The following is a 12912-nucleotide window of genomic DNA, read 5'->3' on the forward strand; positions in this document are numbered from 1 at the left end:
TCCCGTACGCGTGGTGGGTGGGCAGGGAAGATGTCTCGGGGGAGCGGGAACCGTCGTCACTCCGCGTCGGCGCCCTGGTCCGATGCCGCGGCGGCGGCCTCGCCCTTGCGGATCGTGCAGTGCAGGGAATCGTCGATGACGTCGGCGACGATCGTGTCCCCGGGGTCCGCCTCGCCGCCCAGGAGCAGGGAGGCGATCCGGTTGTCCAGCTCGGTCTGGATCGTGCGGCGCAGTGGCCGCGCGCCGAACTCCGGCTGGTAGCCGTGGTCGACGAGCAGCTTCTTCGCCGCCTCGGTGACCTCCAGGGTCATGCCCTGCGCGTGGACACGGTGCTTGCTGCGGTCGAGGAGGTGCTCCACGATCTCGCCGAGGTCGTACTCGGTGAGGCTGTGGAAGACGATGATGTCGTCGATCCGGTTGAGGAACTCGGGCAGGAACCGGCCGCGCAGGTCCTCCATCAGCTCGTCCTTGAGCTCGGCCGCGTCGCCCTCGTGGGCGAGGATCCGGTGGGCGCCGATGTTGGACGTCATGATGATCACGGTGTGCCGGAAGTCCACCGTGCGGCCCTGGCCGTCGGTCAGACGGCCGTCGTCGAGGATCTGCAGCAGCGTGTTGAAGACGTCGGGGTGCGCCTTCTCCACCTCGTCGAAGAGCACGACGCTGTACGGCCGGCGGCGGACCTTCTCGGTGAGCTGGCCTGCCTCGTCGTAGCCGACGTACCCGGGAGGGGCGCCGACGAGCCGGGCGACGGTGTGCTTCTCCTGGAACTCGCTCATGTCGAACCGGATCATGCTGCTCTCGTCGCCGAAGAGCAGTTCGGCGAGGGTCTTGGCGAGCTCGGTCTTGCCGACACCGGTCGGACCGAGGAACAGGAAGGAGCCGACGGGCCGGTTGGGGTCGCCCATGCCCGCGCGGTTGCGGCGCACGGCCTCGGAGACGGCGGTGACGGCCTCGTCCTGGCCGACGATCCGGGCGTGCATCTCCTCCTCCAGCTTGAGCAGGCGCTCCTTCTCGCCGGTGGTGAGCTGGGAGACCGGGATGCCGGTGCGCCGGGACACGATGTCGGCGATGTCGGAGGCGGTGACGGAGACGACGCCTTCGCGGCGCTCCTCGATCCCGGCGATCTCGCCCTCGATCCCGGCGATCTCCTCCTTGAGGACCTTGGCCTTCTCGAAGTCCTCGGCCGCGACGGCCTGGTCCTTCTCGCGGCGCAGCTTGGCGATCCTGTCCTCACGGCTGACGACCTCGGTGGAGCGTCCCGAGCTGCGCAGCCGTACGCGGGCACCGGCCTGGTCCATCAGGTCGATCGCCTTGTCGGGCAGGAAGCGGTCGCTGATGTAGCGGTCGGAAAGCTCGGCCGCGGCGGCGAGCGCGCCGTCGGCGAACCGGACCTGGTGGTGGGCCTCGTAGGCGTCGCGCAGTCCTTCGAGGATCTGCACGGTCTCCTCGACGGACGGCTCCGGGATGAGGACGGGCTGGAAGCGGCGTTCCAGCGCGGCGTCCTTCTCGATGTACTTGCGGTACTCGTCGATGGTGGTGGCGCCGACGACGTGCAGTTCACCACGGGCGAGGGCGGGCTTGAGCATGTTGCCCGCGTCCATGGAGCCTTCGCCGGTCGCCCCGGCGCCGACGACGGTGTGCAGTTCGTCGATGAAGAGGATGATCTCGCCCTCGGACTTCCGGACGTCCTCGATGACCTTCTTGAGGCGTTCCTCGAACTGGCCGCGGTACTGGGCGCCGGCGACCATCCCGGACATGTCGAGGGAGACCACCCGCTTGTCCTTCAGGGTGTCCGGCACCTCGCCGGCGACGATCCGCTGCGCGAGCCCTTCGACGATCGCAGTCTTGCCGACGCCGGGCTCGCCGATGAGGACGGGGTTGTTCTTGGACCGCCGCGAGAGGATCTCGACGGTCTGCTCGATCTCCTCCGCACGGCCCACCACGGGATCGAGCCGCCCGGCCTTGGCCTCCTCGGTGAGGTCGCGGCCGAACTCGTCGAGGGTCGTCGCGGGCTCCTTGGGCGCCCCTCCCCCACCCTCGCCGAGACCTGCCGGGTCGGCCGCGCCGCGCAGCTTCGAGACGTCCAGGTCCTCGGCGCGCAGGAACCGCGAGGCGCCGGAGTCGGGATCGCTCAGGAGAGCGCCCAGGATGTGCTCGGGGCCGATGTACGAGACACCGGACGCCTGCGACCGGGCGTGGGCGAGCGCGAGGGTCCGCTTGGCGGCCGGGGTGAGGCCCGGCCGCGCGGAAGGTTCGGCGGACTCGCGGGGCAGTACTTTGTCGATCTTGTCGGCGAGCGCGTCCGGGTCCACTCCGGCGCGCTGCAGCAGGTCACGCGTGGGTTCGACCTGAGTGGCGGCCCACAGCAGGTGCTCCGTGTCGAGGTCGTCGGTGCCGTCCTGTACGGCTCTCTGCGTCGCCAGGCCCAGCAGCTCGTGGGATGACTCGGTCAGCAGCCTCCCGATCGGCACGCGCTGCACCGCGGGCGGCGAGGAGGCGGGCGACATCCCGAAGAACCTGTTGAGCAGCTCGCCGAACGGGTCGGAGGAACCGAAGGAAGACATCGACATGCCAGGCTCCTGATGAGCGAGGGGGCGGTCCGTACCACTCAAACCTGACGTCAGGTGCTCCGCAAACGCTCCGCCCGGCCCGTCGCCGCCCACGCCACCCCGTACGCCACCCGGCTCTACCCGGCCCGCCACCGCCCGCGGCCGTCCGCGGTCGGGAAGATCGACGTCAACCGCGAGGCCCGTGTCGTCCTCCTGGACCGGTAACTCCTTCGCGATCCCTCGTTCACGCTGGTCGCAGGGCCCGACGCGGTCGGCACGAGGTGCGCGCCGGCCCTGTATCACCGGTCCGTCGGGGCCTGTGAAGGCCCCGCGGGCGACCGCTGCCGAACCCGTCGCCAGGGCGCGGGGCGCCCCCGTGCATCAGCGCGCCCCTCTGGGCTACTTCGGCCTGGGGTGGCGCGCCGGATACAGTGCGCCACCCGACACAAGAGGTGGCCAGTGGAACTGAGCGGATGCGTGCAGCAGCAGCGTGGGGACGAGTTCCCCGCTGCGGAACTCCTCGCGGCCGAGCGCCGGTTGAGACATGCCGTACGGGAAGGCGACCTGTCCGGGTTACACGGTCTGCTCCATCCGCAACTGGTGTCCGTACGGCCCGACGGGCGCTCCCTTCCCGGCGAGCAGGAGACGGCCGAACTGGCGGCGGGCACACTCGTCGTCGAGCGGATCGAACCCGAGGAGACGGTCGCGACGGTGGTCGGCCCGACCGGCGTGACCCGCACGGTGCTGGCCGTCCAGGGCCGGTACCGGAACAAAGCGTTCGAGGCGCGGGTGCTGTGCACACGGACCTGGGTGCACAGCGAGGAGGACGGGTGGCAGGTCCTCGCGACACGGGTGGGGGAGGTGGAGCCAGGGGTGTGAGAGCGGCTCACCGCCCTCGCACCCCTGGCGTCCTTGTCACCAGTCGCCGTCGGACACCGGCTTGCCCGGCGCGTCCCCGAGCGGCTTGATCTGGCCCGGCTTCGGCTCCGCCCACGGCGTGTGGTCGTCGCCGAGCCACTCGCCCACCGGCTTGACCTCGCCGAGGGTGTCGGTGGGCGCGAGGTCCGTGCCGTCCTCGTCGTAGTAGTCGAACCAGGGCAGTCCCGCCCGCGTGTACGCGGCCCGGTCCACCGGCGAGGGCGGCGGTGCCTCGCCCGTGATGCGGCGCCACTCGGGCGGGGTCACGAGGTGCACGAAGACCCGGCCCGCGGGCGTCCTGGCCCAGTCCGAAGCGGGCCGGTCGTCCTTGTAGACCTCCTGGCGCATGGATCCGCCGACACCCAGGCCCATCGCGGTGGCCTGCACCGGTGCGGCTGCCCTCGACGCCGTGGCGAACTGAGGTGCGGCGCCCGGGGCCGCGGGCATGGGCGGCGCTCCGGCGGCCTGGGGCACCGCCCCGTATCCCCCGCCGTACTGCGGCCGTCGCGCACGCTCGGCGGCCAGCCGCCGCTGCTCCTCGCGCCATGCCGCGAGCGCCTTGTGATCCAGCGGGTACGTCTGCAGCTGTACGCCGCCCCAGTGCTCCTCGCCGGTGACCTGGCCCTCGACCGTCGCGCCGAGGCCGAGCGGGACCGCGACGAACTGGCGGACCGTGCCCTTGCCGGAGTTGATGCCGTCGAGCCACGGCTGGCGGGGCAGCACCACGTAGTTCTGCGGATGCCGCTTCAGCTTGTCGCTCCACGGCTTGCCCGAGACCGCGCACACCTTGCCGACGCCCACCTGCAGGGCCGCGGGCTCCGAACTCCCGCCGAACGCCAGCCACATGGCCTCCCGCAGATACACGGGCAGCAGCACGCCGCCGCGCTCCAGCCACTCCTGGGGTGCCGTGTCGGGGAAGTCCTGCACACGCCGCAGCGGGAAGGTGCCGAGCCCCGGGGGCAGCGCGTGCGTGCCCGTCTCCGGCAGTCGCAGTGTCCGCATGAACTGCACGCTCACCCCGCCGGGCAGCAGCAGCCTGTCGCCGTCGATCCGTACCTCTGGGCCGCTCACGTGTCCTCCCCTGCTCGGAAATTCCCGACGCCTGGACAACGCGCCTGCGTGGGCGACTGGTTCCGGATGCGCGCGAAGTGAGCGGAACGCGGGAGCGCGCGGCCGTCAGACCGTGGCGGCCAGCCGGTGCAGTCCTTCGATGGCGAGGCGGTAGCCGTCCACACCGAAGCCGACGACGATCCCGGCCGCGGCGGGCGACAGGTAGGAGTGGTGCCGGAACGCCTCGCGTGCGTGCACGTTCGAGATGTGCACCTCGATGACGCGCAGCCCGGTGCCCTTGATCGCGTCATGCAGCGCGACCGACGTGTGCGTGTACGCGCCCGCGTTGAACACCGCGCCGATCAGGTCGCCGGACTTCTGCCGCTCTCCCGCCTCGTGGATCCAGTCGATCAACTGCCCCTCGTGGTTGGACTGCCGGCAGTCGGCCTCGTGGCCGAGCGCCGCGGCGGCCTCCGCGCAGAGCGCCTCGACGTCCTTGAGGGTCTGCGCCCCGTAGACATCGGGCTCGCGAGTGCCGAGGAGGTTGAGGTTGGGGCCGTTGAGGACCAGTACGGAAGCCATGGTCACAGCCTACGGCGGTGCCGCGCCCGGCTGGGGGTTAGCGTCGATGCATGGGCACCTTCACCTTCCCGCAGGCGCTCGCCCAGGGGCCCGTGATCCTGGACGGTGGTCTGTCGAACCAGCTGGAGGCCGCCGGACACGATCTCGGTGACGCGCTGTGGTCGGCCCGGCTGCTCGCCGACCGTCCCGACGCGATCCGCGCGGCGCACCTCGCGTACTACCGCGCGGGAGCGCAGGTGGCGACGACCGCCTCGTACCAGGCGACGTACGAGGGCTTCGCCTCGCGCGGCATCGACGCCGCCCGCACGAGTGAACTCCTCGCCCTGAGTGTGCAGTTGGCACGCGAGGCCGCCGCCGAAGCACAGGAGCCCGGGGCGCGGCAGCCCCTCTGGGTGGCCGCTTCGGCGGGCCCGTACGGCGCGCTGCTCGCGGACGGGTCCGAGTACCGAGGGCGGTACGGGCTGAGCGTTGCCGCACTGGAACGTTTCCACCGGCCGCGCCTCGAGGTCCTCGCGGCGGCGGGGCCCGATGTCCTCGCCCTGGAGACCGTGCCGGACGCCGTGGAGGCACAGGCGCTGGTCCGGGCCGTGCGCGGGCTCGGCGTCCCCGCGTGGCTGTCGTACAGCGTGGCCGGAGGGCGCACCCGGGCAGGTCAGCCGCTCGCGGAGGCGTTCGCGGTGGCCGCGGACGCCGAGGAGGTGATCGCCGTGGGAGTGAACTGCTGCTCCCCCGAGGACGCCGACGCCGCGGTCCCGCTCGCCGCGCGGATCACGGGCCGGCCGGTGGTGGTCTATCCCAACAGCGGTGAGCAGTGGGACGCGGAGCGGCGTTCCTGGTACGGCCCGTCCACGTTCTTCGCCCCGGACCGTGCGGCGCGCTGGGTACGGGACGGAGCGCGGCTGGTCGGCGGGTGCTGCCGGGTGGGGCCGGAGGATATCGGCGCGCTCGCCGCCCACGTGCGCGAATAGGCGTACGACGACTGCGGTGCGCGGTCGGTGCGTACCGTGGCCGGACCCGATGGGCCCGGGCCGCGGTGGCAGCGGCGGTCGCGGCCGTGGCTTCGGCGGCCGAAAACACCAGGTCCGGCCTGTTTCGGGGCTGTTGTCAGTGCCCGGGTGCAGACTGGGCGCCAGGCCTCGTTCCCGCTTCACGACCGACGCCCCACGAGGCGTGGGCAGGGCCTGACCGTGGACAACGACGTCCATCGACTCCGACGGAGGTGGCCGCAGATGGCCGAGGTACTGCTGACCGTGGGCACCCGCAAGGGACTCTTCATCGGACGCCGCCGTGACGGCGTCTGGGAGTTCGGCGGGCCGCATTTCAACGCACAGGCGATCTACTCGATCGCGATCGACACCCGGCGCGACACCCCGCGCCTGCTGGTCGGCGGGGACAGCGCCCACTGGGGGCCGAGCGTCTTCCACTCGGACGACCTCGGTGCGACCTGGACCGAACCGGCCACGCCCGCCGTCAAGTTCCCCGAGGACACGGGGGCTTCGCTGGAGCGCGTCTGGCAACTGCACCCGTCGGCCTCCGAGCCGGACGTGGTGTGGGCGGGCACCGAACCGGCGGCGCTGTACCGCTCGGAGGACCGCGGGGAGAGCTTCGAGCTGGTGCGCCCGCTGTGGGAGCACCCCACGCGCTCCAAATGGGTGCCGGGCGGTGGCGGTGAGGGGCTGCACACGATCCTGACCGACGCCCGCGACGCCGGATCGATCACCGTGGCGGTGTCCACGGCCGGCGTGTTCCGCACACAGGACGGCGGGCAGAGCTGGGCGCCCGCCAACTCCGGTGTGTCGGCGGTGTTCCTGCCGGATCCGAACCCGGAGTTCGGGCAGTGCGTGCACAAGGTGACGCGGGACGCCGCCGATCCCGACCGGCTCTATCTGCAGAACCACTGGGGCGTGTTCCGCAGCGACGACGCGGGCGGCAAGTGGGTCGACATCGGCTCGTCGCTGCCGTCCGACTTCGGATTCGCGGCGGCCGCGCATCCGCACCGCGGCGACACCGCGTACATCTTCCCGATCAACGCGGACGCGGACCGGGTCCCGGCGGACCGCCGCTGCCGCGTCTTCCGCACGACCGACGCCGGCGCCACCTGGGAGCCCCTCTCGGCGGGCCTGCCCGAGGGCGACCACTTCGGGACAGTGCTGCGCGACGCATTGTGCACGGACGATCTGGACCCCGCGGGGGTGTACTTCGGCAATCGCAACGGAGAGGTCTTCGCCAGCGCCGACGACGGCGACTCCTGGCAGCAGCTGGCCTCGCATCTGCCGGATGTGCTGTGCGTCCGCGCGGCAGCGATCGGCTGAGCCGGACAGGCGGGCGGAGCGGGCGCGCGCGGCCGGGCCCGCGCCCCTGCGCCCGCTTCCGACCGCGGGTGATCGGCAAGCAGGTTGGACCACTAGGGTGACGGCTGTGGCAGCGCGACCTCTCAATGAAATCGTCGAACCCGGCTGGGCCAGTGCACTGGAGCCCGTGGCCGAACGGATCGCCGCGATGGGCGACTTCCTGCGTGCCGAGATCGGCGCGGGACGGACCTATCTGCCGGCCGGAGCACACGTCCTGCGGGCTTTCCAGCAGCCGTTCGACGAGGTGAAGGTGCTGATCGCCGGGCAAGACCCGTATCCGACCCCGGGTCATGCCGTCGGGCTCTCGTTCTCGGTCGCCCCCGAGGTGCGGCCGCTGCCCGGCAGCCTGATCAACATCTACCGCGAGCTCAACACCGACCTGGGCCTTCCCCAGCCGTCCAACGGCGATCTCACGCCGTGGACCCGGCAGGGTGTGCTCCTGCTCAACAGGGCGCTGACCACCGCGCCCCGCAAGCCCGCCGCCCACCGCGGCAAGGGCTGGGAGGAGGTCACGGAGCAGGCGATCCGCGCTCTCGTGGCGCGCGGCCGTCCGCTGGTCTCGGTCCTGTGGGGGCGGGACGCGCGCAATCTGCGGCCGCTGCTCGGGCAGCTGCCCGCTGTGGAGTCCGCGCATCCCTCCCCCATGTCGGCCGACCGCGGCTTCTTCGGATCGCGGCCGTTCAGCCAGGTCAACCACCTGCTGACGCAACAGGGCGCGCAGCCCGTGGACTGGCGGCTGCCGTGACCGACACAGCGCAGAACGGCACGGGTTGGGTACTCGGCGTGGACTCGGGCGGATCCGGTCTGCGGGTCGCGCTCGCCCCGGTTCCTACGGGTACCGAGAGTGCGGCGGACGCGCTGCCCGCCGAGGAAGCGCGCGCGGACACCGCCGTGTCGCGGACGCCGGTCCGCACCGGCGCGGACGGGATCGACGCCGCGCACCTCATGGAGCAGCTGGTGCCGATGGCCTGCGCGCTCCTGGGCGAGACCGGCGGCGACGGGCACATCGAGGCGGTCGCGATCGGCGCGGCGGGCATGGCCACGCTCGGTGACGATCTGCGGGCCCGGCTGCCCGGGTCGCTCTTCGAGGCGTTCGGCGTACGGAAGCTGGCGCTGGCGGCCGACGCCGTCACGGCCTACGCGGGCGCGCTCGGCCAGCGCCCCGGTGCCGTGGTGGCCGCGGGCACGGGCATGATCGCGCTGGGCACCGAGGGCAAGCGTTGGCACCGGGCCGACGGCTGGGGACATCTCCTCGGGGACTGCGGCGGCGGCGCCTGGATCGGTCGCGCGGGTCTCGACGCCGCGCTGCGTGACTTCGACGGGCGCCGCGGCGGCTCGGCCGCGCTGCGGTCCGGCGCCGAGGAGTTCTTCGACGGGCCGGTCGGCGAGCTGCCCGGCAAGCTCTACCCGCGCACCGACCGTCCCGCGGTGCTCGCCTCGTTCGTCCCGGAGGTGGTCCGCTGCGCCGAGGCCGGTGATCCGGTGGCCGTCGGCATCCTGCGGGCCGCCGCGCTCCACATCGCGGAGGCCGCGGCGGCGGTGTGCCCGCCCGAGACCGAGTGCCAAGTCGCGCTCACGGGCGGCCTGTTCGGGATCGGGGACCTCCTCCTCGTACCCCTGAAGGAGGAGTTGTCCGGGCAGTTGCCGCGCGCACGGGCCGTTCCCGCGGAGGGGAATCCGCTCGACGGTGCGGTGGTGCTCGCGTCGGCGCTCGCGCTCGACGCACTCGCGCTGCCGGACGACGGACGCCTGCTGCATCTGCCGGAGGCGACCGGCTGAGGATGCGCGCGGGAAGGGTCCACATCGTTCGTAGGACGCTCACTCGCCGTTCCCGACAGTGACGACGTCTGTCACTGAAAGGAAAAATACGGACATATGACTCGCACCTGCCCCCTCCCCGAACAGAAGAACCCCCCAAGCCAGTAGCATGCGGCCGCATGAGCTCCCCCACTGGGCCCGCATCCGGCCTGCCTGTACGAATGCCGCGACCCCGCCAGCCCGGCCGGCACCGCCGCCCGGAACCCGCGGTGGCTCCCGAGGGAGCACCCGCGCTCGTTCTCGCCGTTCCGGGCACGCCCGGCGCCGAGGCGCGCTCCCTCGCCGAAGAGGTCATCTCGATCGCCCGTTCCGAGCTGCCGGGCCTCGACGCCCGGATCGGCTACGTGGACGGTGACAACGCGGAGTACCCGACCCTCCAGACCGTGCTCGCGCACTGCGCCGAGCAGCGCACCGCCCGCTACCAGCAGGCGCTGGCCGCCGGTGTCGAGGCGGCCGAGCCGCAGGGTCCGGTCGCCGTGGTCGTGCCGCTGCTCGCCGGTCCCGACAACGCGCTGATGCGCCGGATCCGTCAGGCCGTCGTGGACAGCAGCGCGCCCGCCGAGCTGACCGATGTGCTCGGCCCGCACCCGCTGCTCGCCGAGGCCCTGCACGTACGGCTCTCCGAGGCCGGCCTGTCCCGCGCCGACAGGGCCAGGCTGTTCACGGTCGCCACGGCCGCCGACGGCATCATCCTCGCCACCTCCGGCGGTGAGGAGGCGGTGCAGGCCGCGGGCATCACGGGCATGCTGCTCGCCGCACGTCTGGCCGTGCCGGTGCTCGCCGCCGCCCTCGACGAGCCGGGCTCCGTCGCCGCCATCGCCGAGCAGCTGCGCGGCTCGGGTTCGGTGCAGCTCGCGCTCGCGCCGTACGTGATCGGCCCGGAGGCGGCCGAGGGGCTGCTCGACGCCGCCGCCAAGGAAGCGGGCTGCGCGTCCGCCGAGGCGCTCGGCGCGTACCCGGCGATCGGCAAGCTGACGCTGTCGAACTACATGAACGCGCTGGGCATCGCGCCCCCGCAGCAGGCAGGCACGCCGGTGCGCTGACGCCCACCCCGCCCGTCCTGCGAGAGGCCCGCCAGGGATGTCCCGGGCGGGCCTCTCGCGTGTCCGGTGTCCTGTCCGGCGGGTTCGTGTATCCGGTGGGCTCAGCCGCCGAAGATCACGCACGAGGCGGCCGGCGCCTCCACGGACCCCTCCGGGTGCGGTACGCCCGCCTCGTCCACCCGGAACCAGGTCACGTCGCCGGAGCACTCGTTGGCCGCGTACAGAAAGCGTCCCGAGGGGTGTACGGCCAGGTCGCGCGGCCAGTGGCCGCCGCAGCCGACCACGGCGGTGAGCTCCGGGACCCCGGCCGTCAGCGTGAAGACGGACACGACATCCTCACCGCGCGTCGCCGTCCACAGATGGCGTCCGTCGGGCGCGACGGCGAGCGCGGACGGGTACGCGTCGCCCTTGGGATCATCGGCCAGGACCCGGATCTCGTCGAGGGGCGCGAGCGCACCCCGGTCCGCGTCCCAGGAGCAGACCGTGAGGGTCGGGTCCAGTTCGTTGAGTACGTAGACGTGCGCGCCCTCCGGGTGGAAGGCGAGATGCCGCGGGCCGCTCCCGGCGCGCAGTGCCACCTCGCGGCGCACCGCGAGCCGGCCCTCGTCGAGCGTGCAGATGCGTACCGAGTCCGTGCCGAGGTCGACCGTGAGGAGCCATCGGCCGCTCGGATCGGCCACGACCTGGTGCGCGTGCGGGGCTTCCTGACGGTCCTGGTCCGGCCCCGATCCCGTATGCCGTACGACGCTCGGGGCGCCCCCGTCGAGCGGCAGCGCGGACACGCTGCCCGAGCCGTAGTTGGCGGTGACGACATGGCCCGCGGTCACCGTCAGGTGCGTCGGCCCGGAACCGTCCACGGAGCGGGGCGCACCCGTCAGCCGGGGCTCCGCGCCGCCGCTCACGTCGAACACCCCGACCGCGCCCTCGTCCGTCTCCGACACCGCGTACAACAGGCCGTCGGCCAGGGCGAGATACGAGGGGTCGGCGAGCGCGTCCGTGGTCGCGGCCACGGTGAGCGCGCCGGTCGCGGGGTCGAGGTCCGCGACCGTGACCCCGCGGCCGCCCGCCGAGGTGAAGGAACCGATGTACGCCCGCGCGCCCGCCATGTGCCGCCTACCGTCCGCCGTGTGTGGAGCCTGAGTTGCGGGCGACAGTAGCAGCCGGTCTAGACCAAAGGGCACCCATCCGTGGGACTGAAGGTGCAAAGACCCGCGGCCCGTGCCTGGGCGTCGGGGTGGTGCACATAGGCGGGACGGCGCTCCGTCCCGTCGTATGTGCGGTGGAAGACCGGGGTCGCCGCACCCGAGATCGGCGGGACGATCCACGCCCAGTCCGCGCCGACCGGACGGCCGCTGCGCTCCTCGCGGCCGATGTGCGCGAGGAAGCGGCGGGACTCGGTGTGGTGGTCGGTGACGGTGACGCCGGCCCGGTCGAAGGAGTGCAGGACGGCGCGGTTCAGCTCGACCAGGGCGCGGTCGCGCCACAGCGAGCGCTCGCCGCTCGTGTCGAGGCCGAGGCGGGCGGCGATCTGAGGGAGCAGGTTGTAGCGGTCGGTGTCGGCGAAGTTGCGGGCGCCGATCTCGGTGCCCATGTACCAGCCGTTGAAGGGCGCGGCGGGATGGCAGATGCCGCCGATCTCCAGGCACATGTTGGCGAGGGCCGGAACGGCGTGCCAGCGCAGGCCGAGCAGCTGGAACCAGCCGAACTCCGGATGCTCGACCGGGACTTCGAGGACGGCCCGGGCCGGCAGCTCGTACCACTGCGGGCAGCGCCCCGGCTCCTGGATCACCAGGGGCAGGACGTCGAAGGGGGTACCGGGGCCGCCGGGCCAGCCCAGTCCGCGGGCGACGGCGGTGAGGCCCGCGTTGCGCGGGTCGCCGACGACGGACCCGTCCTCGGCGGTGTAGCCCGCGTACCGGATGAGCTGCTCGTTCCAGATGCGCGGCGCCGGCGCGGCGGGGGTCTCCGGGGCGAAGACGGTGATCAGCGGGCGGATCCGGCCGCCGTTGCCCGCCTCGTGCAGATGCGTCACGCACTCCTCGGCGATGGCCTCGGCGGAAGTGAGGTGGCGGCGGTCGCGGACACGCAGGGAGCGCCAGTAGAGGCGGCCTATGCAGCGGTTGGCGTTGCGCCAGGCGACCCGCGCGCCGAAGACCAGCTCTTCGCGGGTGTGCCGGTAGGTGCCTCTCGCGTCGAGTTCGGCGCGGATGGCGGCGAGCCGGGGAGCGGGGTCGGCTCCGCCCAGCTCCTCGCGGTGGAACAGGGCCGTGAACTCGGCGGCCCGCCGCCACAGCAGCCCGTCGGGGTGGCCGGGCGGTCTGCTGAGCGACACCGAGGGCAGCGGCCGGGCCGAGCGGCCGTCGTGCCGGGGCAGCGCGTGCGCGTCGGGCAGGAGGGCGGAGACGACGGGAGCGCCGGGGGTTCCGGGGCCCGCGGGGGCGGTGTCCGCGTCGGGTGGGCGGCCGCGTGAGGTGAAACCGGCCGGGTCGCGGCGCAGGAAGTTCCGCATGGTGTGTGCTCCCGCCTCCCGGGGAACACGGGCCGCTCCCGCACGACCCGTGCGCTGCCCCCTATGTATGGCGCGGTGTCTACCCCTTGGCC

Annotated in this window: 12 protein-coding genes; 7 read left to right on the forward strand and 5 right to left on the reverse strand. The window is 72.9% G+C overall.

The window, feature by feature from the left end; translation table 11 throughout:
- Positions 1-56 precede the first annotated feature (56 nt).
- Positions 57-2570 carry an ATP-dependent Clp protease ATP-binding subunit gene (locus ACIBI4_RS01600; protein WP_399201494.1) on the reverse strand — a complete coding sequence of 838 codons (2514 nt, stop codon included), beginning with the start codon at positions 2568-2570 and terminating at the stop codon, positions 57-59.
- 54 nt (positions 2571-2624) lie between these two features.
- Here ACIBI4_RS01600 and ACIBI4_RS01605 point away from each other — a divergent pair, with 54 nt between their 5' ends.
- Both ACIBI4_RS01605 and ACIBI4_RS01610 read left to right on the forward strand, forming a co-directional pair.
- Complete coding sequence (locus tag ACIBI4_RS01605) at positions 2625-2774, forward strand: hypothetical protein (RefSeq protein WP_399201495.1); 150 nt, start codon at positions 2625-2627, stop codon at positions 2772-2774.
- Between the two features lie 252 nt (positions 2775-3026).
- Complete coding sequence (locus ACIBI4_RS01610; RefSeq protein ID WP_399201496.1) at positions 3027-3428, forward strand: nuclear transport factor 2 family protein; 402 nt, start codon at positions 3027-3029, stop codon at positions 3426-3428.
- Positions 3429-3464: 36 nt separating this feature from the next.
- On the opposite strand, the gene ACIBI4_RS01615 is transcribed toward ACIBI4_RS01610, so the two are convergent.
- Positions 3465-4538 (reverse strand): hypothetical protein, encoded by a 1074-nt coding sequence (locus ACIBI4_RS01615; RefSeq protein ID WP_399201497.1) that lies wholly within the window; start codon positions 4536-4538, stop codon positions 3465-3467.
- Positions 4539-4643: 105 nt separating this feature from the next.
- Entirely contained in the window at positions 4644-5099 is a 456-nt protein-coding gene (aroQ, locus tag ACIBI4_RS01620) for a type II 3-dehydroquinate dehydratase (RefSeq protein ID WP_399201498.1), read from the reverse strand.
- Positions 5100-5149: 50 nt separating this feature from the next.
- On the opposite strand from aroQ, the gene mmuM reads away from it, so the two are divergent.
- The 5 genes from mmuM (at position 5150) to ACIBI4_RS01645 (ending at position 10311) form a co-directional block, all read left to right on the forward strand.
- Positions 5150-6067: a homocysteine S-methyltransferase gene (mmuM, locus tag ACIBI4_RS01625; protein WP_399201499.1), complete on the forward strand. Its 918-nt coding sequence runs from the start codon at positions 5150-5152 to the stop codon at positions 6065-6067.
- Between the two features lie 261 nt (positions 6068-6328).
- Complete coding sequence (locus tag ACIBI4_RS01630; protein WP_399201500.1) at positions 6329-7411, forward strand: WD40/YVTN/BNR-like repeat-containing protein; 1083 nt, start codon at positions 6329-6331, stop codon at positions 7409-7411.
- A 106-nt stretch (positions 7412-7517) separates the two neighbouring features.
- A complete protein-coding gene (locus ACIBI4_RS01635) occupies positions 7518-8195 on the forward strand; it encodes a uracil-DNA glycosylase (RefSeq protein WP_399201501.1) in 678 nt (225 codons plus the stop codon).
- Positions 8192-9229 carry an N-acetylglucosamine kinase gene (locus ACIBI4_RS01640; protein ID WP_399201502.1) on the forward strand — a complete coding sequence of 346 codons (1038 nt, stop codon included), beginning with the start codon at positions 8192-8194 and terminating at the stop codon, positions 9227-9229. The genes ACIBI4_RS01635 and ACIBI4_RS01640 overlap by 4 nt, the downstream gene beginning before the upstream one ends.
- A 158-nt stretch (positions 9230-9387) precedes the next feature.
- Positions 9388-10311 carry a sirohydrochlorin chelatase gene (locus ACIBI4_RS01645; protein WP_399201503.1) on the forward strand — a complete coding sequence of 308 codons (924 nt, stop codon included), beginning with the start codon at positions 9388-9390 and terminating at the stop codon, positions 10309-10311.
- Positions 10312-10412: 101 nt separating this feature from the next.
- On the opposite strand, the gene ACIBI4_RS01650 is transcribed toward ACIBI4_RS01645, so the two are convergent.
- The gene (locus ACIBI4_RS01650) at positions 10413-11417 is read right to left on the reverse strand and encodes a lactonase family protein (protein ID WP_399201504.1); all 1005 of its coding nucleotides are present in this window, start codon (positions 11415-11417) and stop codon (positions 10413-10415) included.
- A 59-nt stretch (positions 11418-11476) separates the two neighbouring features.
- On the reverse strand, positions 11477-12820 hold the full coding sequence (locus ACIBI4_RS01655) for a nitric oxide synthase oxygenase (protein ID WP_399201505.1): 1344 nt from the start codon (positions 12818-12820) through the stop codon (positions 11477-11479).
- Positions 12821-12912 lie beyond the last annotated feature (92 nt).

Origin of the sequence: Streptomyces sp. NPDC050418, assembly GCF_044458745.1 — a bacterium.
GTDB lineage: Bacteria > Actinomycetota > Actinomycetes > Streptomycetales > Streptomycetaceae > Streptomyces.